The organism is Lysinibacillus sp. ACHW1.5 (genome assembly GCF_022014815.1).
GTDB lineage: Bacteria > Bacillota > Bacilli > Bacillales_A > Planococcaceae > Lysinibacillus > Lysinibacillus capsici.
The window spans coordinates 1,153,258-1,179,845 of the sequence record NZ_CP091777.1; the positions used below are offsets into that span (position 1 = coordinate 1,153,258).

Consider the following 26,588-nt stretch of genomic DNA (forward strand, 5'->3'; position numbering starts at 1 on the left):
ATGTACGTGAATAACGTCATTGATTTTATTGCAAAAAAAAAGGAACGTGAAGACCGAAAGCGTGCTCAGGATTTAGAACGTTATGTAGCTACACAATGTAATTTTCAACACCCTGAAAATATTGATGCTCTTGTAGAGGACAAATTGATTGAGGTTAAAGATCATACGTTATTTCTTGGCTTTCTATCCATTTTAAAGGATGAGCAAATAGAACCGTTAGATATTTTTCAAGATGTCTTTTCATTAGAGCCCTCTCGTTTTGAAATGTCCTACAATATGAGATGGTGGTCAGTTGTGCAATTGGCATTTACATTTTTAACAATTCTCAAGGAAAATGAGCCGCATACATATGCTGATTTTTTAGGTCTCTCCAAATAATCTAAGTATGTGTACGTCTGTAAAGCAAACGTACACATACTTAGATTTTTCTTATCTTCCCCCGCTAGCTTTACAAGCCTACTTCATTTATTCATTAAATTCATAGATATTTATAATTCCTCAATAATTTTTACTAAATATTCTTAACACCTCCATACTTGCTTAATGTTTGTTTTATAACATAACGTTTGTAAGCAAATAAAAATAAAGCAAAACAAATGGAGGGTCCAACACATGGCAATTCAAAAACTGTGGAAAAAAGGTCTAATTGGTGCATTAGCTATTTCCATGTTGGCAGCTTGTTCTGACAGTTCATCTAGTGCAAATGAGGTAAACAAGGATTTATCGCTTGAGGACATTACAGAAAAAGCAAAGGAAGAGGGCACTGTTCATTCTGTCGGTATGCCAGATACATGGGCGAACTGGGTAGAAACCTGGGAGGAACTCGGGACCGAATATAGCATCAAACACAAGGATACGGACATGTCGAGTGCAGAGGAGTTAGCGAAGTTTGAAGCAGAGAAGGATGATGCTACGGCAGATATTGGAGATGTCGGGATTGCTTTTGGACCAATCGCTAAGGACAAGGGCTTAACATTATCATACAAAACGTCTTATTGGGATGAAATACCTGATTGGGCTAAAGATGATGAGGGACACTGGATTGTTGGCTATACAGGAACCATTTCTTTTTTGACAGATAAAAATAATGTGAAGAATGCTCCAACATCATGGGAAGACCTAAAAAATGGAGATTACACAGTAAGTATTGGGGATGCATTAACAGCTAACCAAGCACAGTTTGCCATCTTAGCAGCGGCTATGGCATTTGGTGGAGATGAGTCCAACATCCAGCCAGGTATAGATTTCTTTGCTGAATTAGCGAAGCAAGGACGTCTACAGGGAGATCCATCAGTAGCAAACCTAGAAAAAGGTGAAATAGATGTTGCGATCTTATGGGACTTTAATGCATTAGGTTATCGTCATCAAATTGATGAGGACCGCTTTGATGTAGTGATACCTAAGGAGGGATCTGTCACTTCTGGTTATGCAACGGTAATTAATAAATATGCCAAAAACCCACATGCTGCCATGCTAGCACGTGAATATATTTTATCTGATGCAGGTCAAGAAAATTTAGCAAAAGGCTATGCGCGTCCAATTCGGGACGGAGTGAAATTACCACAGGATGTAAAAGATTTACTATTACCTGCTGATATGTATACGAATGCACAACCTGTTAAAGACCAAAAGAAATGGGAAGATACAACAAAGCAAATCCCTCAACTCTATCAAGAGCAGGTGTTAATCCATGCAAAATAACAAAGTGGTTCTCATTGTTATCGATGCCTTGCGCTTTGACACAGCCTGCACACATATGGGGTTCTTGCACCATTTAGTCGAGCGTCAGGTAGCTGCTCGCTATAAGGTTTGCTCAGAGGTGCCTTCTTTATCAAGACCATTGTATGAGACGATTTTAACAGGTACACCCCCTATTGTACATGGCGTTACCAGCAATATGACAGTGCGTTTATCGAAAGGGCAAAGTGTCTTTCATATCGCAAAGGAGCATGGTTTAACTACAGCAGCCTCCGCCTATTATTGGGTGAGTGAGCTTTATAATAGAGCGCCATTTAATCATATGGAGGACAGGCTACAACTCGATACACATTTACCAATTGACAATGGTATGTTCTATTTTGAGGATCATTATCCAGATAGTCATGTATTTGCCGATGCAGCATGGTTAATGGCTCAAAAGCAGCCTGATTTTCTGTATATTCATCCAATGAATGTTGATGATGATGGTCACAAATTTACGGCAGATTCTGCTCAATATCGCAATCGAGTTTTAGCAATGGATGCTTTACTATCCTTGTTTATTCCAAAGTGTATGGCGCTGGGCTATGAGGTTATCGTTACGGCTGATCATGGCATGACAAGAGATGGTAATCATGGCGGTACAACACATGAGGATCGTCATGTCCCGCTATTTGTCATTTCAGATGCAGTAAAGGCTGGTATAAAAGAAGGCGTTATTTCCCAATTACAAGTTGCACCACTGTGCTGTCATTTATTAAATATTAAGCCTGCTGAAGATATGGTGCCACTCCTATTAGACGGTGTGTTTACAGCAAAAGAGGTTTAATTATATAGTAGTCGCTCTCATTATAAGGAGCGGCTATTATCCCCATGAGCCGCAAGTCATTTATAGAAAGAAGTGAGTGTGTTGATATCGAAGCGGCAATCCATTGCTTGGCTTTCACCTTTTCTTGTATTACTATTATTGTTTTTCTTAGTACCGCTCCTATATATGCTTATTACCAGCTTTCAAAATAGTGAGGGCTTTACTCTGAAGCAGTATGAATCAATTTTGACGAACGACTACATTCTTCAAGGTTTTAAAAATAGTATTACTTTATCTGTTATCTCAGCTATGATTGCGTTATTTATCACCTTGTTTGCAGTTTATGCCATGATGAAGTTTTCAGAGCCAGTACGGGAGAAGATTTTAATACTTACGAACTTAACCTCCAATTTTTCAGGTATTCCGCTAGCATTTGCTTTTATCGTTTTACTTGGCAATAGTGGTTTATTTACATTGTTATTTGACAAATGGGATATTGAGGCGTTGACATCCTTTTCATTATACAGTTGGAGCGGTTTGTTACTTATTTACATTTACTTTCAGCTGCCATTATCACTAATGCTGCTATATCCCATTTATGATGGAATTCAGCAACAGTGGAAGGAGGCGGCAGCCCTTCTTGGTGCATCTAGCTGGCAGTTTTGGATGAAAATTGGTCTCCCTGTTATGCTCCCAGGAATTGTGGGAACCTTTAGTGTATTGTTCGCCAATGCAATGGGCGCGTATGCCTCTGCTTATGCATTAACAAGTAGTAATTATAATTTAGTGGCGATTCGTATCGGCTCCTTAATAAAAGGTGATATTTTTGCTCAGCCAGAGCTAGCCAGTGCCATTGCAGTTATATTAGCAGTGACAATGGTGACGGCCATGCTGATCAGTGAGTGGAGCATCTCTAAAACAAGGAGGAAAGTAAAATGAAAAAGCGTGGTTTGGCTGATTTCTTTTTCCTTCTGCTCGTGGGATATTTACTATTACCTGTGTTAGCAACAATGCTCTATGCGTTTGCAACAAAATGGAATAAAACGATATTGCCAGAAGGACTCACACTAAAATGGCTTTCCACATTGTTTCAGGATACCGATTTTATTCAGGCATTTGGTCGTTCAGTATTTTTAGCAGGGGGGGCAGTTAGCATTGCACTCCTTGTCATTGTGCCAGCCATTTTCGTCATCATCCTATACTTTCCAAGATATGAAAAATGGATACAGATGGCAGTGGTGATGGTGTATTCTTTTCCAGGAATCATTTTAGCTGTAGGGCTTATACGCGTTTATAGCCAAATAGGTATACCGATGATATTTGTTGTTTTAGGTGCCTATGTTGTGGGAATTCTTCCTTATATCTATCAAGGTACACGAAATAGTTTAAGAAATATAGATGCGAGGCAGCTACTTGATGCCGCTCAATTACTAGGCGCAACCAAAAGGCAGGCATTCACAAAAATTTTACTGCCTACCGTTTATCCAGGCTTATTTGCGGGGGCATTGTTATCCTTCTCTGTCTTATTTGGTGAGTTTGTCTTAATTAATCTTGTTGTAGGTTCTCGCTTTGAAACCGTTCAAATTTATTTAATGAAAAAGCTTAGCACAAGTGGACATATTGCTAGTGCTGTTGTTTTCATCTATCTCGTGCTAATGGGTCTTTTAACATTCATCATTGCTATCGTAACGAAACGATCGAAAGGTGCTACAAATCTATGAGTTATCTTGTTATTGAAGGGCTTCATAAAAAATATGGACAAGTATCTGTTTTAACCAATATTCATATGGAAATTCAAAAAGGAGAATTTATCACACTATTAGGTCCTAGTGGCTGTGGAAAGAGTACGATTTTGCGTATTGTTGCAGGCTTAACAGATGCATCGGCAGGTAAGATTTTGATTGAAGGAAAAAATATGAGTGGCGTACAACCGAAGGATCGTCAAGTGGGTATGGTCTTTCAATCCTATGCACTTTTTCCTAATATGACTGTGCTCGAAAATGTTGCTTTTGGTTTGCGTATGCAAAAAGTTAATAAGGCAGATATAGAGCAGCGTGTTCATGAAATGCTAGCGCTTGTTCATCTAAGTGAGAAAGCTAATGCGTATCCGAAAGAATTATCGGGAGGTCAACAGCAGCGTGTTGCTCTAGCTCGTGCATTAATTGTCCGACCTAAAGTACTGCTATTAGATGAGCCGCTTAGTGCGCTCGATGCTCAAATTCGCAAAAAACTTCAAGCAGATTTACGAGCAATTCAGCGAAAATTAAATATGACAATGATTCTAGTTACACATGATCAGGAGGAGGCAATGGCTGTTTCGGATAGAATATTTGTCATGAATAATGGCAGCATTGCCCAAAATGGTACGCCAACGGAAATCTATACGAAACCAAATAATGAATTTATTGCTAATTTTATCGGTCATTATAATGTTTTTCCACGCCAAACTTTAGAAAAAATGCTTGGAGCATCTTTAATAGAGCAAGCCACGAAATTTGCTATACGACCTGAGGCGTTACATCTCGATCAACGAGATGGGGACTTATGTCTCTTTGGGGTTGCCAAACAATCATTAATGAGCGGCAATATTATTCGTACTACGTTTGAAGGAGAAATGGCGTTTACAATGGAACAACTGCATCAACAAGGGAATTCGATTGAAATGGGAAAATCCTATAAGTGTTATGTCGCACAAGAAGATGTGATTGCGCTATCATGACTTACGCTAAACTGGAAAGATTTGAATTTATTTTAAAAGAATTAGATTCTGAAGGAAAAATTATTGTTGCCAATATTGCCGATGCCCTTCAGGTAGCACCAGAAACAATTCGCCGAGACTTTGATGAATTAGAACAACAGCATTTATTAACAAGAGTTCATGGCGGGGCTATTAAATATACGAATGTACGTAATGAACCGGTATTTTTACGCAAGCTACAAATGCACAAGGACGCAAAGAGACAAATTGCTCGTATTGCTGCAAAACGCATTTGCGACGGCGATACTATTGCAGTAGATACAGGTACTACAACAGTACATATAGCCGATTTTTTACTAGCTGTGGAAGATATAACGGTTGTAACGAATTCAATTGCAGCAGCTATTCAATTTAATTTAGCCATAGAAGAACGACGCATGACAGGCAAGGTCATATTACTAGGAGGCACGGCGAATCCAAAACAATCTTCTGTTGCAGGTGCTATGACGTTAGAAATGCTAGATAATATGAATTTTGATAAGGCTTTTTTATCGTGTGGTGGCATGAGTGAGGGCATTGTTTATGATTACGATTTGGATGAATCTCTTATTTCAAAGAAAATGCTCAAACATAGCAAAGTGAGTTATTTATTAGCCGATGCATCTAAAATTAATGGCAAATCATTTTTTCAAATCTGTCATCTTGATGAATGTACAGAAATTCTTTGCGAAAGCACTTGTCCATTAGAATGGCAGGCGTATGAGGAAAAATGGACGATATGTAATGGAGGGAAGAGTGGATGACAATTGATTATCACGTACATTTAGAAGAGGGACCTTATTCATTTCGCTGGCTAGAGCGTACATCGCAGGCACTGGAGTTTTTTCATTCGGATGATGAAACGGAAAAAGGCTCCAAACAACAAATAACTTGTCATTTACAGCGGCTAGCAAGGCGTGTGAAAAATGGCTGTTATAGTGAGGAATGGTTGGATTTATATCTCGAACAGGCAAAGCAGCTTGGCTTACGTGAGGTGGGGATTGTCGATCACTTATATCGATTTCAACAAACGCGTGCCTATTTTGAGCGCTTTATGAGGCTGGATGATAGTGAAATTGGGCAAATTCAGCGCTATTGGCTGGATCGTGTGATGACAGAAAATATGGATACTTTTGTGACGACCATTCAGCAGGCGAAGGAAAAGTGGCGTCAACATGGCATTACACTGAGACTTGGTATAGAGGCAGATTATTTTATTGGTGGAGAGGAGGAATTAACGGCTTTACTAGCAGGCTATCCTTGGGATTATGTAATTGGTTCTGTTCATTTTGTTGATGGGTGGGGCTTTGATAATCCACAAACACAATATCTTTTTGAGCAAATGGATCAACCCTCTTTACAACAAAATTATGAGCGTTTTTTTAAAGCAGTAGAGAAAATGATTCAATCCAATATGTTTGATTTTGTTGCTCATTTAGATAATTTTAAAGTATTTAATTATCAGGTGGAGGATCGTACGTTTCTTGAAGTTTGGTATAAACGTATTGCAAAGGCACTAACGTCTACTGAAACCGCCACTGAAATCAATGCCGGGCTGTATTATCGTTACCCTGTACAGGAAATGTGCCCGGGTCCTCGTTTTTTACAAATCTTACTTGAGCATGGAGTTGCTTTTACTGTATCCTCTGATGCACATTTCCCAGATGATTTAGGTAAATATACATTTGCCAATACAGAGCTGCTAAAGGGTTATGGCGTTCAAGCTATTGCCTCCTTTGAACAGCGAGTGAAAAAAATGATGACGTTATAGGTTGAGTAAAGGGCACTAAAGCTTCAATGTAGTGCCTTTTATTCGTATTACATAAGTACAATTTTACTCGCATACAAATGATTAAATTCATTTTTATAATGTGAGGCGATTCAGATTGACATCTATTAAAGAACAACCCTTTTTACCTATTATTATACAATCGGGTCAGCATGCATACGGGGTAGCCCGCTCATTTTATGCAGCCTACCGCATGAAAAGTCTTGTCATTGAGCCAGCAAAAAAAGGGAGGACGATGCGCTCACTCCTTTTGAAAGGCTCACAGGGAATTGCCACGCAGAATAGCGGTATTCTGGATTTTCAATACGTTGAACATTTAGATGATCCTACCCGTTTTGTACAAGCGCTAGTGGGATTGGCCATGCAGTGCCAACAAAAGAAATTGATTTTATTAGTTTGTGACTGCTACTATGCAGAGCTTATCATTGAAAATAAAGAGCAGCTTGAAAAGTACTTTATTTTACCTTACATTGATCAGGCATTACTAAATAGGGTGCAAACAAAGGAGAAGTTCTACAGGCTTTGTGATAAATATCAGTTAAAATACCCCAAAACCATCATTATAACAAAGGAACATCATTCAAATAGAGAAATTCCAATCCAGTATCCCATTATTATTAAACCCTCCAATACCGTGGCCTATACGAACTGTTCCTTTCCTGAAAAGAAAAAAATATATCTAGTGCACGATGCACATGAGATGCAGCACATCATTCGCTGTATTTATCGTTCTAGCTATCAAGACACCTTAATCGTTCAAGAATTTATTCCAGGCGACGATTCCTATATCCGTGTTCTAGATGTATATGTAGGAAGAGATCGAAAAGTAAAATTAATGTGTCTTAGCAACAAGCTACTCGAAGATCCATCTCCACAAAACAAAGGTATTTCTTTAGCTGTTATGACCGATTATGATGAACAGCTAATGGAATCCATTCGGCATTTTTTAGAGGACATCGGCTATACGGGCTTTGCTAATTTTGATATGAAATATGATGCAAGGGACGGGAAATACAAGCTTTTTGAAATGAATTTGCGAGCAGGGGCTTCAAGCTACTATGTGACCGCAAGCGGGTATAATTTAATGCAATATGTGGTGGATGATTATTTATACCAGGTTAATCATGAACGAACATATGTCCAGACGAAGCATGTATGGTCACTACTTCCTTCAAAAACACTATTTAAATACATGAAGAATGAAAAATTAAAAATAGAAGCAAAGCAATTAATGAAAGAAGGGCAATACACGGATGCATTACTATATAAAGAAGATATGAATATCAAGCGTTGGATAAAGCTGAAATTGTATCATTCATATTTACAGATAAAATACAGCAAGTATTTTAATAAGAGCAATAGTTAGCAAATGTGAACGCATGGATAGGACATTAAAACTTTCAGGATAGAACGCCAGAGCTGATGGATAATTACGCCTATCTTCATATAATTAAGTCGAAACCTCGACATTTGAGGCGCAAACCTTGTAGGAAGTATCAACTATTCAGTATAATAATAAAATGGGAATTCAAGTGCATGGATTTCGTTTGAAAGGAGTTACCTGATTGCGATGAATGAGGAACAACGCTTAGCTAATCAACAAGTCAATCAACCAAAAAAAGAAGACAAGCCTGAAAAGGATTATAGTAAATATTTTGAGAGGGTCTTTACAGCTCCATCCTTAAAAGATGCTAAAAAACGTGGGAAAGAAGATGTGAAGTATCATAAGGATTTTAGCATTGCAGAAGAGTTCGCAGGAATGGGCAAAGATCGCACCTTCTATATTCGTACTTATGGCTGCCAAATGAATGAGCATGACACAGAAGTAATGGCCGGGATTTTTATGCAGCTAGGCTACACACCAACAGAGGTGATTGAAGAGGCTGACGTTGTCTTGCTAAATACATGTGCTATTCGTGAAAATGCAGAAAACAAAGTATTTGGAGAACTTGGTTTCCTGCTGAAATATAAACGAAAAAACCCTGAGATGCTAATAGGGGTTTGTGGCTGTATGTCGCAAGAGGAATCTGTGGTTAATAAAATTTTAAGAAGCTACCCACATGTTGATATGGTGTTTGGTACACACAATATTCACCGTCTGCCAAACATTTTAAAAGAAGCCTACATGTCAAAAGAAATGGTCATAGAGGTTTGGTCTAAAGAAGGCGATGTCATTGAAAATCTGCCGAAGAAACGTCTTGGCTCCATTAAGGCTTGGGTTAATATTATGTATGGTTGCGATAAATTCTGTACGTATTGTATCGTTCCATATACACGTGGTAAAGAGCGCAGTCGCCGACCAGAGGAAATCATTGCTGAAGTTCGTGAGCTAGCGGCAGCGGGCTACAAAGAGATTATGTTATTGGGGCAAAATGTCAACGCTTACGGTAAAGATTTTGAGGATATTGATTATCGTCTTGGCGATTTAATGGATGAATTAAGAAAGATCGATATTCCGCGGATTCGATTTACAACGAGTCATCCACGTGACTTTGATGATCATTTAATCGAAGTTCTTGCAAAGCGTGGCAACTTAGTGGAGCATATCCATTTACCAGTACAATCTGGCTCGAATGACGTGCTAAAAATTATGGCGCGTAAATACACACGCGAGCATTTCCTTGGTTTAGTGGATAGAATTAAAGCGGCAATACCTGAAGTAACCTTAACAACAGATATTATCGTTGGCTATCCGAATGAAACAGAGGAACAGTTTGAGGAAACATTGTCCTTATACCGTGAAGTTGGCTTTGACGCAGCCTTTACGTATATTTATTCGCCGCGTGAAGGTACACCAGCTGCAAAAATGATTGACAATGTACCTGAAGAGGTGAAAAAAGAGCGTCTTCAACGTTTAAATGAAGTGGTGGGTGAATACTCTCGCAAAGCGTTAGAGCGTTTAAATGGTCAGGTTGTCGAAGTATTAGTTGAAGGCACAAGTAAACGACGCGACGATGTGTTAGCGGGCTATACGAGGAAAAATCGTTTAGTTAACTTCAAAGCACCAGCAGAAGTAATTGGTCAATTAGTGAAAGTAAAAATAACAGAGACTACATCCTATTCACTTACTGGTGAATTTGTGGAAGTCGTAAAAAATGAAAAGGTGGAAGCATAAATGACACAAGTCTTATATACAAAAGAAGATTTAATTAAAAAATCACATGAAATTGCACATATGATTGCAAATACGCCAGAGGTTGAATTTTTCAAAAAGGCAGAAGCGCAAATTAACGAAAATCAACAAGTACGTGAACGTATTGCAAGCTTAAAAAGCTTACAAAAACAAGCGGTTAATTTCCAACACCTAGGGAAAGAAAAAGCATTAAAAATGATTGAAGATAAAATTGCTAAAATCGAGGAAGAAATTAATGCCATCCCAGTTGTGCAACAATTTAAAGAATCACAAGGCGATGTGAATGATTTATTGCAACTTGTTTCAAATACGATCGCAAATAATGTTACAAATGAAATTATTCGCTCAACTGGTGGCGATGTTCTTCGTGGTGAAACGGGTTCATACGTAGAAAATAGTCAACCAGGTAGCTGCTCTTAACAGATTATAGAAATCAAAGCTCGAATGCTGTCATTCGAGCTTTTTTTACGTCTTCTTCTATTGAAGCATTCAGCTGCTATAATAGACCTCTCATCGAAAAGTTTTAAATGATCCATTTCATTCTCTAAAAATATATGTTCACCCAATGGGCGCTACCTGCATATGATGGAGTGAAAAGAGTCGAAGGAGGAATTGCGCTGAAACGTTTACGACAAATCGTGACGAAAGCAGTAGTTGCCAAAGGGAAGAAGAGAACGGAAGAACGTGTAACATTATCACCAACAAATAAACCGACAAGTATTTTAGGGTGCTGGGTAATCAATCACACTTGCTCTGCAAAAAGAGTCGGGAAATTTGTAGAAGTAACAGGGAAATTTGATGTCAATGTTTGGTATGCCTATAGTAATCATTCGAAAACAGCTGTGTTTTCTGAAACGATTCACTATAAAGACAAAGTGAAGCTTCACTATCGAGACGGTGAAATTAGCGTTGGTGATGATGTTCGTGTACGTGTGATACAAGAACCAAATTGTATTGAAGCGATTATCTCTCCATGTGGTACAAAGTTTGAAATTGTAGTGGAACGTGAAGTAGTTGTTGAGGTAATGGGTGAAACAACAATTTGTATTAGTGTCCATCCACTAGACTATGAAGAAGATTGGAGCCTTAATGATGAAAGTTCATCTTCATCCTCATCAAGCTCTAGTTCTAGCTCCTCTTCAAGTCCTGAAGGAGAAGGCAGGTATGTGTTAGAGTCTTCATCGTTTCCTGATGAACGACCAAGATAAGTCTAAAAAACATCATATTTTGATACATGCGAAATGCTAGCATCTTAAAAAAGGTGAATAAAGCGTTTCGCATGTATCTTTTGTTATAATAAATATATCTATAAGGCAAGAGCGAGGTAAATAGTGATATGACAACATATACACCAATGATGCAACAGTATCTACAGGTAAAGGAAGATTACAAAGATGCCTTTTTATTTTTTAGATTAGGTGACTTTTATGAAATGTTTTTTGAGGACGCAATCAATGCCTCACAAATTTTAGAAATTACATTAACAAGCCGAGATGCAGGCGCAAAAGAGCGAATACCAATGTGCGGTGTGCCGCATCATTCGGCTAAAAATTATATTGAAACACTTGTGCAAAAAGGCTATAAAGTGGCTATTTGTGAACAAACAGAAGATCCAAAGCAAGCAAAAGGTGTGGTCAAACGTGAAGTTGTTCAGCTTATCACACCAGGAACAATTATGGAAGGGAAGGCTCTTGATGGTAAATCTAATCATTTTATTGGAGCGGCAGAGCAATTAGATGACACAACATTTGGCTATGCTTATTTAGATTTATCCACAGGTGAGGCAGTAGCATCTTCTATTGAAGGCGATGGAAAAGCCTTATTAATGCAAATGCAGGCTTACGGAATTCGAGAGCTGATTGTAACGGATAGTTTGCAGCTATTATTAGCAGAGCATGCCGTCAATGCCGGGATCGTACTTTCAATTGAAGTGAATGAAATGCCTATAGACAAAGCAGCAAGTTATCTAGAAGCTGTACCAAAACCGTTACAAATTGCGTGTCTTCGATTGTTAGCTTATATTGACCAAACGCAAATGAGGTCTTTATCACATATTCAGGCATTCACGTTTAATGAAATTAAAAATTATTTACGCATTGATTCAAGCTCAAAGCGCAATTTAGAGCTGATTCAATCGATTCGTGGTGGCGATCAAAAAGGTACACTCTTATGGCTATTAGATGACACCGTGACAGCGATGGGTGGGCGAAAATTAAAGCAATGGCTACACCAACCGCTTGCCACACGTTCAGCAATAGAGGCTAGACTAGCGATTGTTACGGATTTATTGGAAGAATATTTTGTACGAACAGAGCTTCAAGCATCCTTAAAACAAGTATATGATTTAGAGCGTTTGGCTGGTCGTGTTGCTTTTGGCAATGTGGGTGGACGAGATTTAGCCCAATTGCGTGATTCTTTACGCCAAGTGCCGACTATTCAACAGCAGTTGATGGGGTCAAATAAAGAAACATTACAGCAATTAGGTGCGGAACTTGATACATGCTCAGATGTCGAGGCATTATTAGCAAAAGCGATTACAGACAATCCCCCTATTACCATTAAAGAAGGGGATGTTATCCGTGACGGGTATAACGAACGCTTAGACGAACTTCGCTATGCCGCTCGTAATGGTAAGGATTGGATTGCCCAACTGGAACAAGAAGAACGTGTGAAAACGGGTATTAAAAATTTAAAAATAGGCTATAATCGCATTTTTGGTTACTATATAGAAATTACAAAATCAAATATTCATTTAGCAGATTTAACTCGCTATGAGCGAAAACAAACACTGGCGAATGCGGAACGCTATATTACACAGGAACTAAAAGAAAAAGAAGCATTGATTTTAAATGCTGAAGAAGAAAGCTTAACATTAGAGTACAACCTGTTTGTAGAAATTCGTGATGTATTAAAAGCTTATATTCCGCGTGTCCAAGCACTGGCTGCAAGCATTAGTGAATTGGATGTCTTACTAAGCTTTGCAAGCGTCTCAGAAAAATATCGATTTACGAAACCAGAATTTCATGGTGGACGTGCCCTTAAAATTATAGAAGGACGCCATCCTGTCGTTGAAAAAATGCTGAATAAGCAAATGTATGTACCAAACGATTGTGTGCTAGAAGAGCAGAATAATATGATGCTTATTACAGGGCCGAATATGTCTGGTAAAAGTACCTATATGCGTCAAGTAGCATTAATTGTTGTTATGGCACAAATGGGCTGTTATGTACCTGCTGAAAAAGCAAAGCTACCAATTACCGATCAAATTTTTACTCGGATTGGGGCGGCTGATGATTTAGCGGCAGGACAATCTACATTTATGGTGGAGATGCTTGAATCGCAACATGCTATTATGCATGCAACAAAAAATAGCTTAATGCTATTTGATGAAATTGGACGTGGAACATCGACCTATGATGGTATGAGCTTGGCACAATCAATGATGGAATATATTCATGACAAAATAGGAGCCAATACGTTATTTTCTACGCATTATCATGAATTGACAGCACTTGAAAAGGATTTGCCACGTTTACAAAATGTCCATGTTTCAGCCACTGAAAAAAATGGTACGGTCGTTTTCCTGCATAAGGTGAAAAAAGGAGCGGCTGATAAATCCTATGGTATACATGTGGCACAGCTTGCTCAATTACCTGAGGAAATTTTAGCTAGAGCACGTGTATTACTTGAGAACTTTGAGGCAGGGAAAGAAGTAGTTGCCGAAACACAGGTGATAGCTGAACAACCAATACAGATGTCTTTATTTACAGAAGACGAACCGATTTCCCCAGCCGAGACAAAGGTGCTAAAGAAATTAGAAAAGGTAAATATTCTAGGTACTTCACCGATGCAGGCAATGAATATTTTATATGAGCTACAGCAAGAGCTAGTGAACGCTAAAAAATAAAGGAGTGATACGTTAGTGGGAAACATACAAATTATGGACGAATGGCTATCCAATAAAATCGCAGCAGGAGAGGTAGTAGAGAGGCCAGCTTCTGTTGTCAAAGAGCTAGTGGAAAATGCTATTGATGCTGGGGGTACGTCCATTGATGTTTTTTTACTAGAAGCAGGTCTCACTTCTATTCAAGTAATAGATAATGGTAGCGGTATGGATGAAGAGGATGCACTAATGTCATTCTCTCGTCATGCTACTAGTAAAATTCATCAGGAACATGATTTATTTCGTATTCGAACACTTGGCTTCCGTGGTGAGGCTTTAGCATCCATTGCCTCTGTTTCTAAAATGACATTGATTACATCAAATGGTGAATCTGGAACACATTTAGAACTTGAAGGTGGACATATCCTCACTCATAAACCTGGTCCGTTACGTAAAGGGACTGATTTAACAGTCTCCCAGCTATTCTTTAATACACCTGCCCGTTTAAAATATATGAAAACCATTCAAACCGAACTAGGACATACAATAGACCTGATGAATCGCCTCGCACTTGGTAACCCACAAATAGCATTCAGATTATTGCATAATGGTCAACAACTACTGCAAACAAATGGCCGAGGAGATGTACAACAAGTGCTAGCAGCTATTTATGGAATACATAATGCGAAGAAAATGGTGTCATTCCAAGGCGAGTCACATGATTATCGAATTTCTGGCTTTGTATCCTTACCAGAGGTAACACGTGCTTCTAAAAATTATATGACTCTATTTGTTAATGGTCGTTGGGTCAAGCATTATTTAGTACAAAAGGCCATTGTGGATGCTTACCATACGTATTTACCTATCGAGCGCTTCCCAATAGTTGTTCTATATATAGAGGGTGATCCTTACTTAACAGACGTGAATGTGCATCCTGCAAAACATCAAATTCGTTTAAGTAAAGAGGCTGAGCTTTTGAAGTTAATAGAGGAAACCATTCGTGAAACAATACGCAACATTATTCGAGTCCCACAAATGGAAAAGAAAGAAAAAATAGTTAAACCAGCTACTGAGCAATTAAACATTTGGAAGCCTGCTCCGAAGATTGATGTGGAGAAAATGAATGCTATCGTAGAAAAATTATATGATGCCCAAACCATTCAAGAAAACAATCTTGAACAAATAGATGAGCCTAAGCCAATTTTTACGGTTCTAGAGGAAAGTTGGCAGCCTACACCACAAATAGAGGCTGAAACAATTGATGAAGTAACAATAGCTGCACAGTCGGAAATATTGGAAGAGATGCCTACGAAGGAACCCTTTCCTGAACTCGAAGTAGTGGGACAAATCCATGGCACATACATTGTCGCACAAATGGAGGATGGTTTTTATTTAATTGATCAGCATGCTGCTCAGGAACGTATTAAATACGAATTCTTCCGTGAAAAAGTCGGTCAAGTTAATCCTCATGAACGTCAGGCATTATTGTTACCACTAACATTCCATTATGCAGCCGATGAAGCACTGATCTTACGAGAACACAGGCATGAATTAGAAGCTGTAGGCGTATTTTTAGAGGAATTTGGACAGTCATCTTTTGTTGTACGTGAGCATCCGAGTTGGTTCCCACAAGGGGAGGAACAGGAAATCATTGAGGATTTAATTGAACAGGTGTTGACAACTAAAAAGGCTGATATCAAAAAACTACGTGAGGCAGCCGCAATTATGATGAGCTGTAAAAAGTCAATCAAAGCCAATCATTATTTAACAAAAGAGCAAATGGAAACATTGCTACGAGATTTACGCAATGCAGATAATCCATTTACATGCCCACACGGACGTCCAGTGCTTATTCACTTTACATCATATGAAGTGGAAAAAATGTTTAAACGGGTTATGTAAGGGAGAGGGGGAAAATGGATGGGTGAATTTATTTTAGCGATTGATCAAGGAACGACAAGTTCAAGAGCCATTTTATTTGATAAAAAAGGTCAAATTGTTCATGTAGCACAAAAAGAATTTCAACAAATTTTTCCAAAGGCTGGCTGGGTAGAGCATAATGCCAATGAAATATGGGGTTCTATCTTGTCCGTTATTGCGGCGGTATTAACCGAAAGTGGCCATGAAGCAAGTGAGGTTCATGCGATCGGCATTACCAATCAGCGCGAAACAACAGTGGTGTGGGATAAACACACAGGTCAGCCGATTTACAATGCGATTGTCTGGCAATCACGCCAAACACAGGACATTGTGAATACCTTAAAAGAACAAGGACAGGAAGAACATTTTCAGCAAAAGACAGGGCTTCGCTTAGATGCTTATTTTTCAGCGACAAAAATTAAATGGATCTTAGATAATGTTGAAGGCGCTCGTGAAAAGGCAGACAATGGGGATTTATTATTTGGGACGATTGATACATGGCTTGTTTGGCGATTATCAAAGGGAAAGGCTCATGTGACCGATTACTCAAATGCAGCTCGAACAATGCTCTACAATATTCATGAATTGAAGTGGGATGAGGAACTTTGTGAGCTTTTAGCTATCCCAATGTCCATGCTTCCAGAAGTGAGAAATTCATCAGAAATATATACAGAAACGGCTCCAAGTATATTTTTTGGAGAAAAAATTCCGATAGCTGGAATTGCGGGTGATCAGCAAGCCGCACTTTTTGGACAAACTTGTTTTACCAAAGGAATGGCTAAAAACACGTATGGCACTGGCTGCTTTATGCTATTAAATACAGGAGAGCAGGCAGTGACATCGGAAAATGGTTTATTGACAACCATTGCGTGGGGAATTGATGGGACAGTGACCTATGCATTGGAAGGTAGTGTATTTGTAGCAGGATCAGCTATTCAATGGCTACGCGATGGACTTAGGATGATTCGTACAGCAGAGGATTCTGAATCCTATGCTAGAAAAGTAGATCATACCGATGGGGTTTATGTTGTCCCTGCCTTTGTTGGACTCGGTACACCTTACTGGGATACAGATGCACGTGGCGCCATTTTTGGGTTAACACGTGGAACATCAAAAGAACATTTTATTCGAGCAACACTAGAATCATTAGCCTATCAAACGAAAGATGTACTAGATGCAATGGAAGAAGCAGCAGGTACTCCGATTGAAGTACTCCGTGTAGATGGTGGAGCTGTCAAAAATCAATTTTTAATGCAGTTCCAAAGTGATGTTTTACAGCTACAAGTAGAGCTAGCAAAACTGAATGAGTCAACAGCACTCGGTGCAGCCTATTTAGCGGGGCTGGCGACAAGCTTCTGGCCAAACCAAGAGGCTTTATCTGCATTATGGGTGAGTGGGGAAACCTATCAACCTCACATGGATGAAGAACAAGCCACAGCTCTGTATACAGGATGGCAGAAGGCTGTAGAGGCAACACGAATTTTTAAATCATAGCTATTGGGGGAGAAAGGTATGTTTTCATTTGAGCAGCGACCAAAAATTTTATATTATCTAGAGCACTATAGCTTTGACGTATTAGTCATTGGTGGTGGTATTACAGGTGCAGGAATTGCATTAGATGCCGCATCAAGAGGCCTTTCTGTCGCATTAATTGATATGCAGGATTTTTCAGCTGGTACGTCGAGCCGTTCAACCAAATTAATTCACGGTGGTCTACGTTATTTAAAGCAATTTGATGTAGGCGTTGTAGCTGAAGTAGGGCGAGAGCGTGAAATTGTTTATGATAATGCTGTACATGTCACAACGCCTGAAAAAATGCTATTACCTTTATATAAAAAGGGATCACTCGGTCCCTTCACAACATCTATGGCATTAAAGGTCTATGACCGCTTGGCAGGCGTCAAAAAACATGAACGTAGAACGATGTTAAATGCTCAGGAAACCCTGGCATTAGAGCCTTTACTTAATCAAGATGGCTTAGTCGGTGGTGGCTACTATGTAGAATACCGTACAGATGATGCTCGTCTAACAATTGAAGTATTAAAAAAGGCTGTAGAATATGGAGCGCTTTGCCTCAATTATGCTGAAATGACGGAATTTATCTACGAAAAGAAAAAGCTTGTTGGCATTAAAGTGAGGGATCATGTGACGGGGAAAATGCTCAATGTCCATGCCGCACAAATTGTGAATGCAACGGGGCCATGGGTTGATGACGTACGACAAAAAGATAAAGTTGCAGATAACAAGCAATTACGTCTAACAAAGGGCGTACATATTGTCTTCAATCAAAAGGATTTTCCGCTAAAGCAAGCGGTTTATTTTGATATGGCTGATGGTCGTATGGCCTTTGCTATTCCACGAGATGGCAAAACCTATGTAGGGACTACGGATACTGTCTATGAAGGTAACCCTGTACATCCAGTGGCAACACAGCAAGATGTGGATTATCTAATTGAGGCTGCTAAAAAGGTCTTTCCAACTGCTACTATCACAAGGAACACAATTGAATCCTCTTGGGCAGGCGTCCGACCTCTGATTTATGAAAAAGGTAAGGATCCATCAGAAATTTCAAGGAAAGATGAAATTTGGACAGCGCCAAGTGGTTTAATGACGATTGCGGGTGGCAAGCTTACGGGCTATCGCCAAATGGCTGAAACGATAGTGGATAAAATTGTGAAGTCCCGTCGCTACAAGCATGCAAGTGCCTGTTTAACACGTGAGCTAGCACTTTCTGGTGCAAAGGGAATTAACGCTATTAATTTCCCTGACTATATTGCCTATAAAGCTCGTGAAGGCGTACAATATGGCTTAAATTATGATGAAGCCAAGCATCTCGTACAAAAGTATGGCACGAATGTAGATGCCTTATTTGATCGGGTGAAATTTTTACATGAACATGGTAGTACAATGCCTCTTGCCTTACATGCGATGCTACTGTATGGCATTGAAGCCGAAATGGTCTATACACCAAGCGACTTCTTTATCCGTCGGACTGGTTTATTATACTTCGATATTGAAGCAGTAAAACTTTATAAACAGCAAGTGATTCAGGTGATGCAACAACGCTTAAATTATACAGAGGAGCAAAAAAATAGATATATTGCTGAATTAGAACAAGCCATTAACGATGCAACAAATTTTGTGAAAGAAGGGGAGTAAGGGATGGAGCGTTATATTCAAATGTCGGATGAACAATTTGTCTTCACGCGAACATTGGAGCCTTCAACGCCATGTATTGGACATATTCACATTTTGCATGGCATGGCAGAGCACAGCGGTCGCTATTTAACATTTGCGAAAACACTCAACGCAGCAGGCTATGTTGTGACGATGCACGATCACCGTGGGCATGGTGAAACGGCAGCATATAATGGGACATTGGGCTTTTTTGCTGAAGAAAACGGCTTTGAGCGTGTTGTAAAAGATGCTCATGAAGTGATTACACAACTTCACGTACCATATGCTAATGTACCATTAATTCTCTTTGGCCATAGTATGGGTTCTTTCATTACTAGACGCTATATTCAATTATACGGAGAGCAAGTTGATAATGTTATTCTCTGCGGCACTGGAAATGTGACAGCCTTGCATGCTGTAGGAAATCTAGTAGCCAAGGCTTTAGCAAAGGGACTAGGAAAAGAAACTGAAAGTAAGCTGTTAAATCAATTGAGCTTTGGTAGCTTTAATAAGCAATTTCCTAATCCGAAGACTGCCTATGATTGGTTATGTTCAGTACAACAAGAGGTGGAAAAGTATATCGATGATCCCTATTGTGGCTTTATTCCAACGAATCAATTTTTCGTGGATTTGACAACTGGCTTTGCCACACTAAATCGTAAAAGAGAATTAGCAAAAGTAAGAAAAGACCTCCCTATTCTCTTGATTAGTGGCAGTAAAGATCCAGTAGGTGAACAGGGGCTAGGCGTTTACAAAGTTGCTGAACAGTTAGCAGCGGTGGGTGTAGAGGATGTAACGGTTTATTTATTAGAGGATAAACGACATGAAATTTTAAATGAAGACAATCAAGAAGCGGTCTTTCAAGTTTTATTACGGTGGTTAGAAAAATATGATAGAAACTAAATTGCAGCAGGCAGAGGTCGTAGCAATAGTGGGACCGACTGCCTCAGGTAAAACGGCATTAAGCATTGAACTGGCAAAAAAATATAACGGTGAAGTCATTAATGGTGATTCCATGCAAGTTTATAAAGGGCTCGATATTGGGACAGCTAAAATTACCGAAGAAGAGATGGAGGGCGTTCCTCATCATTTACTTAGCTTTTTAGAGCCTACAGAATCTTTTTCGGTAGCAGATTATCAAAAATTAGTACGTGCGAAGATCGCGGAAATACAAGCTCGTCAAAAATTACCTATAATAGTAGGAGGCTCTGGCTTATATGTACAAGCTGTCCTCTATGATTTCCAATTTACTGATGAAAAAGTAGATGAAGAAGCACGAAAAGCCTACTATGAGGAATTAGCAAAGCTTGGCCCTGAGGCAATGCATGACAAACTAAAACAACTAGACCCTCAAACAGCGCAGACAATCCATCCAAACAATACACGTCGTGTTATTCGTGCATTAGAAATGCTGGAATTAAGCGGTGTATCAAAAGCAGCTGAAGCGCAAAATCGAGGGGAAGTACCCCTTTACGACCATGTTATTTTAGGTCTAGGTCAAAACATGTCCCGTGACGTGCTATATGACCGTATTAATCGTCGTGTTGATTTAATGGTGGAAAATGGTCTTCTGCAAGAGGTGAAGGGATTATGGCAGCAAAATATCCGTGGAGTACAGTCTATACAAGCCATCGGGTATAAAGAATTATATGATTATTTAGATGGCAAATGTACCCTAGAGGAAGCCCTTGATAGCTTAAAACAAAATTCCCGTCGCTATGCAAAAAGACAGCTTACTTATTTCCGTAATAAAATGGATGTCCATTTTATTACGCCGGATGATCGATTATAAGAATAAAGAAAAATTTCTAAAAATTACTAATTGATAAATTGGTAGAACGTGCTACTATAGGAATGAAGAGGTAGAAAGTTAGTAGGGAGGCTATTTGATGAAATCAATCAATTTGCAAGATACGTTCTTGAACCAACTACGTAAAAACAGTGTTTTTGTAACTGTATTTCTGTTAAACGGATTTCAGTTAAAAGGGACTGTGAAATCATATGATAATTTTACAGTATTACTACTTGATGCTGAAAATAAGCAGCACCTAATCTACAAGCATGCCATTTCTACATTCGTACCAGCAAAACAAATAGAGTTTTTAGAGACAGAAGTATAATAAGTTTGTTAAACAGTTAGTGTTCTCACACTGGCTGTTTTTTTTGCTACAAGCTATAATGATAGTGGAATTTGATATTTTGGAGGACAAAGTTTATGAAAACAATGGAAACAACACAATTATTAGATCTGTTAGATGCAAATGAGGACCTATATATTATCGATGTACGTGAAGAGGATGAAGTAGCACATGGCATGATCCCAGGTGCTCAACATATTGCACTCGGAACTATCCCTGAACGTTTAGAGGAATTAGATGTACAAAAGCCATATATTATTGTATGTAAGGCTGGAGCTCGTTCTGCCAATGCGTGTGCTTACTTAGAAGCACAAGGATTTGATGTAACAAACCTTGAAGGCGGCATGCTGGCTTATGATGGAGAATTAGAATTTAAATAAAGTGTGAGTAAAAAGAAAGAGTTTTTTATCTTGGAATGACAACTTTCACCCCAATTAAAATTAATAGACCAGACATATTATATGATATGCTCCCTATTAGGTAGACAGATTAAAAAATAAAATCTGTTTATCTAAGGGGAGTATTTTTTATGGGGCGAAGCAAACATCCACTCGAGTTGAAACTACATATCCTTCAATTGTTCGAAGAAGGTCACTATTCTATCAATGAATTGTGTGAAAGGTTTTCAATAGATCATCAAACTTTTCATAGATGGAAAATGAGATTTGAGGCAGGTGGACGTGAAGGATTACAAGAAGCTACTTCATGTAAGTTCTATTCAAAAGCGTTAAAACTAGCGGCTGTGGAGGACTACATTCAACGAAATTATTCACAGATGGAGGTGTTGTCGAAATACGAGATTAGCAGTACCTCCGTTTTAAAAAGCTGGGTAAAAAAGTATACTAGTCATAGTGAAATAAAAGATTCAGGTAAAGGAATGAGTCAAGCTATGACAGAAGGAAGAAAGACAACTTTTGAAGAACGTATTGAGATTGTCGAGTACTGTTTGAAGCACCAGAAAAATTATCAGTTGGCAGCACACACCTATGGTGTTTCGTATCAACAGGTATATCAATGGTCGAAGAAATTTGAAACGAACGGTGAAGAGGGATTACGTGATCGTCGTGGTCGCACAAAAGATGAAGTCGAATTAACCGTTGAGGAGAAATTGAAATTAGAGATTCAACGTATTGAACGTGAAAATGAACGTTTACGTGCAGAAAATTTATTTTTAAAAAAGTTAGAGGAAATCGAAAGGAGGCGTCGTTAAGCCAAGTACGTCTACAGCAACGCTATTTAGCGATTCAAGAATTACATCGAGAGGAAGAACTTTCGATTCTTTTACTATGTGAAATAGCTGATGTTTCGCGTGCAGCTTACTATAAGTGGCTAAGTCGCAAGCCTTCTAACAGAGAAGTTGAAAATGAAGCAATTTTAAAGGACATTCGTCTCCTTTACCAACAAGTAGATGGTATTTACGGCTATCGTCGTACAACGTTGACAATCAATCGTCAGCGAAAAGAAAATAATCAAACAACGGTTAACGAAAAGCGTATTTATCGTTTAATGCAGATTAGTGGATTGAAGTCTGTTATTCGTAGAAAGCGCAAGCCTTATCGTAAATCTCCAGCACATCATGTGGCGGAGAACGTATTAAATAGAGCATTTGCATCGAAAAAGCCCAATGAAAAATGGTGTACAGATGTCACAGAGTTTAAGTATGGAAATGGGAAAAAAGCTTATTTAAGTGCAATTATCGATTTATATGATGGTTCAATTGTGAGTTATGTGTTAGGTCATTCGAATAATAATTCCCTTGTTTTCAAAACAATAAAATCAGCTATTCAATCATTACAATCAGGCGAACAGCCATTAATACATAGTGATCGAGGTTTTCAATATACATCAAAGGAATTTAAGCGAATTGTGGAAACTGCCAATATGACACAGAGTATGTCCCGTATTGGTCGATGTATTGATAACGGACCAATTGAATCATTTTGGGGCACATTGAAGTGTGAGAAGTATTATTTACATAAGTACGATTCATATGAAGAGTTAAAACTAGCGATTGATGATTATATTCATTTTTATAATTACTATCGTTATCAGAAACGATTAAGCGGTTTAAGTCCGTTAGAATTCAGGACTCAAGCCGCTTAATACATTTTTTATTATTTCAACTGTCTACTTGACGGGGTGCAGTTCAATATACTTAAATATGTTTGGTCTATTTTTTTGTTTTGTTCGTTCTCAACTAACAGAGCAGTTGAACGGCATGTCATATACAGGGATTTCTCCAAAATTAAATCTTTCATGAGTTGAAAAATTTATTTGATTCTTAGTAAGCCTAGTTTAATAGCAGTAACAACAGCACCTAAACGAGTTTCTGCATTTAATTTGCGAATAATAGAGGATATATGATATTCCACTGTTCTCCTACTCATACCTAATTCTAAACTAATCTCATTATTGGTTTTGTCCTCAGCAATACGCTCTAAAATCTCATATTCTTTAGGTGTTAACTTTATCATATGTAATACTCCCCCCATTTATTTTCAGAAGATATCGTATCAATAAATTCCATTTTATTCTATATTCTGGATAAAAAATACCGTTTAATCAAATGTAAAAAGTGACAATTTTTCAAAAAATAATTAATTTTTCCCTAAGGTTGCGGAAAATACGGATACCTTATTTGAGAAATTTTGTTAACTTTGAACTACAAAACAAATTAATATTTACATATTAGTACCTAATAATTAATTGTTTTGTGGGAGTTATATGGGATCTGAGGAGGTGAAAAAATGCTCAAGAGAATTAATCATGGTTTTAATAGTGCTAGTTCTAGATCTAAATGGTGTGTTTTTTGTGATGCTAAAGATTATTGCAATAAGTGTGATTCTATGGATTGGGGATGTGCTGGAGGCTGGGAAACTTGTTTTAGAAAAGATACAGATGGTTAAAACAAGTGCTTAATTTTTTATTTGGCAATGTAGAGTAAATCATTATTTACTCTACATTGTATCAAGAAATGGGGGGATATTTATGATTGAATCTATGGAGAAAAAAATTAAAGTATCAAGTATTAAAGAGTTAGAAGTTAATCATAAAAAATATATTTATGTACCGAATACTAATGGTTTATTTGAAATAGATGATATTGTTTATTCTATTTTATCAAGTGACAACAAAAGCATAGTGGAAGTTTTTAATCAATTAAATGATAAAATAGCTGAAAATGAATTTAATAGTATTATTGAATCACTAATAGAAAATAGGATAATCAATGATACTACTGATAGAAATGCTGTTAACGAAGAAAATGTTAAAAACATAAGTGCACTCACATTAATGATGGTCCAAGAATGTAATTTACGATGTAAATATTGTTACGCTGGTGACGGAGAATATAACGAAAAAGGCAGAATGTCTATAATGACAGCAAAATCAGCAATTGACTATTTGCTAGAACAGTCAGGTGATCGTGATGATCTATCCATTGTATTTTTTGGGGGGGAACCTTTATTAAATTTTCCAGTAATTAAGCAAGTAGTAGAATATGCAAATTACAAAGTAAAATTACATAATAAAAAAATAGGTTTTAGTATGACATGTAATGGAACGCTAATAAATAAAGAAATCACAAAATTTGTTTTAGACAATAACATCGCTGTTCAAGTAAGTGTTGATGGGACTAAAAGCGATCATGACATAAATCGTTTTTATGGAAATAAAAAGGGAAGTTATGATGTTATTTTAAACAGAACAAAAGAATTAAGGGAGCAAAAACAACTGGGAGTTAGGGCAACCATTACTCCGAATAATGTTGATTTGGTAAATATATATGAGCATCTATTCGACTTGAATTTTAGAAGTATCTATGCTGCCCCAGCTATGCAGATGTTTACAGAAGATCAATTCATTGAATTGTCTAAAAGTTATGATGAATTAATTTGTTATTTCGAATATTTAGTTAATAAAAAAGAATATTATAAAGCTGTCAAACTCAATAATATAATGAAAAATTTAGAACGTATTCATATTGGACACGAATCAACATATTTTTGTGGTGCAGAGGTTAATTTTTTAGCCGTTGATATTAATGGTGATTTATATCCTTGTCATCGTTTTGTTAATAATAAAGAGTATAAACAAGGAAATATTTTTGAAGGAACATATTCCAGTGCGAAGTCAAAATTTTTAGAAGAAGCACACGTTTCAAATAGATTAAATTGTAATAAATGCTGGGCAAAAAATTTGTGTGGGGGTGGGTGTCACCATGAAAATTTAGAATCAACAGGTAAAGTAACGACACCACCTTTACATTATTGCATTTTAACTCAAAAGCAATTAGAAGCTACCTTGCATTTATATTTACGGTTATCAGATGAACAAAGAGAACTATTATTAGAAAAGAAAAATACAAGAGAGTTTGTTAAAAATGGAAATCAAAATTAAGAACTTAACAAAAAATTACAAAAATAGAAAGGTGCTAGACAATATCTCCTTAGAAATTCATAATGGTGTATTTGGTTTATTAGGGGAAAATGGGGCAGGAAAAACAACATTGATGGAAATAATCTCTACATTACTTCCATTTGATGACGGAGAAATTGAAGTTGCAGGGCTAAACGTAAAAAAAGAACCACTTAAGGTTTGTGAAATATTAGGTTATCTTCCTCAGAAGTTCGATTTTTTTCCAAAGGTTACTTTAGAAGAGTCATTTGACTATTTATGTAAGTTAAAAGGAATGAATAATAGTGAAAGTCGAAAACAGGAAATCAACTTAAGACTTCAAGAGGTGGGCCTATTAAGCGAACAAAAAAAATATATTCAAGAACTTTCGGGTGGTATGAAACAAAGATTTGGCATTGCTCAAGCTTTAATTGGTAATCCCAAAATAATACTAATTGATGAACCAACAGTAGGTTTAGATCCTCATGAGCGCATTTCATTTAGAAATTTAATTACTCGGATTAGTCGAGATAAAATCATTCTGCTTTCAACACATATCGTACAAGATATTGCTTCTACATGTAAAAATTTGATGGTGCTACAAAAAGGAAAAGTGAATTACTTAGGTAGTACAATAGACCTTATTAATAAAGTTCGAGGGAAGGTATGGCTTTATAATGTTTTAGATGATGAAATACCTCATGTGGATTTATTTGTATCTTTACAAGATAAAGGCAGCAGTATTGAGATTCGTTACATTGCAGATAGTCCATTACAAGGAAGTATATCGACAGAGCCTACTCTAGAGGATGCATATATTTATATAAATAGAAAAGAGTTATCCATATGAGAGAATTACCTTTTCTAATAAACTTTGAATTAAAAAGACTCATAAAAAGTAGAGCTA

General features: G+C 37.7%; 24 protein-coding genes and 1 pseudogene. 24 read left to right on the forward strand and 1 reads right to left on the reverse strand.

What is annotated here, in order from left to right:
* The 21 genes from L6W14_RS05345 (at window position 1) to L6W14_RS05445 (ending at window position 23,386) form a co-directional block, all read left to right on the forward strand.
* A complete protein-coding gene (locus tag L6W14_RS05345) occupies window positions 1–378 on the forward strand; it encodes an ELKS/Rab6-interacting/CAST family protein (RefSeq protein WP_227744978.1) in 378 nt (125 codons plus the stop codon).
* Between the two features lie 234 nt (window positions 379–612).
* On the forward strand, window positions 613–1,701 hold the full coding sequence (locus tag L6W14_RS05350) for an ABC transporter substrate-binding protein (protein ID WP_131521841.1): 1,089 nt from the start codon (window positions 613–615) through the stop codon (window positions 1,699–1,701).
* The gene (locus L6W14_RS05355) at window positions 1,691–2,527 is read left to right on the forward strand and encodes an alkaline phosphatase family protein (protein ID WP_237899711.1); all 837 of its coding nucleotides are present in this window, start codon (window positions 1,691–1,693) and stop codon (window positions 2,525–2,527) included. The genes L6W14_RS05350 and L6W14_RS05355 overlap by 11 nt, the downstream gene beginning before the upstream one ends.
* Window positions 2,528–2,599: 72 nt before the next feature.
* On the forward strand, window positions 2,600–3,445 hold the full coding sequence (locus L6W14_RS05360) for an ABC transporter permease (protein ID WP_237899713.1): 846 nt from the start codon (window positions 2,600–2,602) through the stop codon (window positions 3,443–3,445).
* Window positions 3,442–4,227, forward strand: a complete 786-nt coding sequence (locus L6W14_RS05365) for an ABC transporter permease (RefSeq protein WP_131521838.1) — start codon at window positions 3,442–3,444, stop codon at window positions 4,225–4,227. Before L6W14_RS05360 ends, L6W14_RS05365 begins: the two co-directional genes overlap by 4 nt.
* On the forward strand, window positions 4,224–5,225 hold the full coding sequence (locus L6W14_RS05370) for an ABC transporter ATP-binding protein (RefSeq protein WP_131521837.1): 1,002 nt from the start codon (window positions 4,224–4,226) through the stop codon (window positions 5,223–5,225). The genes L6W14_RS05365 and L6W14_RS05370 overlap by 4 nt, the downstream gene beginning before the upstream one ends.
* A complete protein-coding gene (locus L6W14_RS05375) occupies window positions 5,222–6,007 on the forward strand; it encodes a DeoR/GlpR family DNA-binding transcription regulator (RefSeq protein ID WP_237899715.1) in 786 nt (261 codons plus the stop codon). The genes L6W14_RS05370 and L6W14_RS05375 overlap by 4 nt, the downstream gene beginning before the upstream one ends.
* A complete protein-coding gene (locus L6W14_RS05380) occupies window positions 6,004–7,014 on the forward strand; it encodes a histidinol phosphate phosphatase domain-containing protein (RefSeq protein WP_131521835.1) in 1,011 nt (336 codons plus the stop codon). Before L6W14_RS05375 ends, L6W14_RS05380 begins: the two co-directional genes overlap by 4 nt.
* A gap of 115 nt (window positions 7,015–7,129) precedes the next feature.
* The gene (locus L6W14_RS05385; RefSeq protein WP_237899722.1) at window positions 7,130–8,398 is read left to right on the forward strand and encodes a carboxylate--amine ligase; all 1,269 of its coding nucleotides are present in this window, start codon (window positions 7,130–7,132) and stop codon (window positions 8,396–8,398) included.
* A 204-nt stretch (window positions 8,399–8,602) separates the two neighbouring features.
* Window positions 8,603–10,147 carry a tRNA (N6-isopentenyl adenosine(37)-C2)-methylthiotransferase MiaB gene (gene miaB, locus L6W14_RS05390; RefSeq protein ID WP_048391476.1) on the forward strand — a complete coding sequence of 515 codons (1,545 nt, stop codon included), beginning with the start codon at window positions 8,603–8,605 and terminating at the stop codon, window positions 10,145–10,147.
* Complete coding sequence (locus L6W14_RS05395; RefSeq protein WP_048391473.1) at window positions 10,148–10,585, forward strand: YlbF/YmcA family competence regulator; 438 nt, start codon at window positions 10,148–10,150, stop codon at window positions 10,583–10,585. It abuts the gene before it with no gap.
* A 134-nt stretch (window positions 10,586–10,719) separates the two neighbouring features.
* Window positions 10,720–11,373, forward strand: coding sequence for an outer spore coat protein CotE (cotE, locus tag L6W14_RS05400; protein WP_175400709.1), 654 nt, complete (start codon window positions 10,720–10,722; stop codon window positions 11,371–11,373).
* Between the two features lie 128 nt (window positions 11,374–11,501).
* Window positions 11,502–14,072: a DNA mismatch repair protein MutS gene (mutS, locus tag L6W14_RS05405; protein ID WP_131521833.1), complete on the forward strand. Its 2,571-nt coding sequence runs from the start codon at window positions 11,502–11,504 to the stop codon at window positions 14,070–14,072.
* Between the two features lie 15 nt (window positions 14,073–14,087).
* Window positions 14,088–15,950 (forward strand): DNA mismatch repair endonuclease MutL, encoded by a 1,863-nt coding sequence (mutL, locus tag L6W14_RS05410; RefSeq protein WP_237899724.1) that lies wholly within the window; start codon window positions 14,088–14,090, stop codon window positions 15,948–15,950.
* A gap of 18 nt (window positions 15,951–15,968) precedes the next feature.
* A complete protein-coding gene (gene glpK, locus L6W14_RS05415) occupies window positions 15,969–17,462 on the forward strand; it encodes a glycerol kinase GlpK (protein WP_054550562.1) in 1,494 nt (497 codons plus the stop codon).
* A gap of 18 nt (window positions 17,463–17,480) precedes the next feature.
* Window positions 17,481–19,127 carry a glycerol-3-phosphate dehydrogenase/oxidase gene (locus L6W14_RS05420; protein WP_237899726.1) on the forward strand — a complete coding sequence of 549 codons (1,647 nt, stop codon included), beginning with the start codon at window positions 17,481–17,483 and terminating at the stop codon, window positions 19,125–19,127.
* 3 nt (window positions 19,128–19,130) lie between these two features.
* Window positions 19,131–20,048 (forward strand): alpha/beta fold hydrolase, encoded by a 918-nt coding sequence (locus tag L6W14_RS05425; protein ID WP_237899728.1) that lies wholly within the window; start codon window positions 19,131–19,133, stop codon window positions 20,046–20,048.
* Window positions 20,035–20,937: a tRNA (adenosine(37)-N6)-dimethylallyltransferase MiaA gene (gene miaA / locus L6W14_RS05430; RefSeq protein WP_048391396.1), complete on the forward strand. Its 903-nt coding sequence runs from the start codon at window positions 20,035–20,037 to the stop codon at window positions 20,935–20,937. Before L6W14_RS05425 ends, miaA begins: the two co-directional genes overlap by 14 nt.
* A 97-nt stretch (window positions 20,938–21,034) precedes the next feature.
* Window positions 21,035–21,265 carry an RNA chaperone Hfq gene (gene hfq, locus L6W14_RS05435; protein WP_004225825.1) on the forward strand — a complete coding sequence of 77 codons (231 nt, stop codon included), beginning with the start codon at window positions 21,035–21,037 and terminating at the stop codon, window positions 21,263–21,265.
* Between the two features lie 95 nt (window positions 21,266–21,360).
* The gene (locus tag L6W14_RS05440; RefSeq protein ID WP_131521828.1) at window positions 21,361–21,663 is read left to right on the forward strand and encodes a rhodanese-like domain-containing protein; all 303 of its coding nucleotides are present in this window, start codon (window positions 21,361–21,363) and stop codon (window positions 21,661–21,663) included.
* 149 nt (window positions 21,664–21,812) lie between these two features.
* A protein-coding gene (locus L6W14_RS05445; RefSeq protein WP_237899731.1) for an IS3 family transposase occupies window positions 21,813–23,386 on the forward strand; the annotation gives its coding sequence in 2 pieces (ribosomal slippage) (window positions 21,813–22,455 and window positions 22,455–23,386; 1,575 coding nt in all).
* A 167-nt stretch (window positions 23,387–23,553) separates the two neighbouring features.
* Here the strand turns inward: L6W14_RS05445 and L6W14_RS05450 are convergent.
* Window positions 23,554–23,748: pseudogene (locus tag L6W14_RS05450) on the reverse strand (response regulator transcription factor); the annotation flags it as partial.
* Window positions 23,749–24,030: 282 nt separating this feature from the next.
* On the opposite strand from L6W14_RS05450, the gene L6W14_RS05455 reads away from it, so the two are divergent.
* From L6W14_RS05455 to L6W14_RS05465, 3 genes are all read left to right on the forward strand, one after another.
* Entirely contained in the window at window positions 24,031–24,189 is a 159-nt protein-coding gene (locus L6W14_RS05455) for a hypothetical protein (protein ID WP_371824161.1), read from the forward strand.
* Window positions 24,190–24,271: 82 nt separating this feature from the next.
* Window positions 24,272–25,684 (forward strand): PapB family radical SAM/SPASM ranthipeptide maturase, encoded by a 1,413-nt coding sequence (locus L6W14_RS05460; RefSeq protein ID WP_131519479.1) that lies wholly within the window; start codon window positions 24,272–24,274, stop codon window positions 25,682–25,684.
* Window positions 25,668–26,531: an ATP-binding cassette domain-containing protein gene (locus L6W14_RS05465; RefSeq protein WP_131519480.1), complete on the forward strand. Its 864-nt coding sequence runs from the start codon at window positions 25,668–25,670 to the stop codon at window positions 26,529–26,531. The genes L6W14_RS05460 and L6W14_RS05465 overlap by 17 nt, the downstream gene beginning before the upstream one ends.
* Window positions 26,532–26,588: the final 57 nt, after the last annotated feature.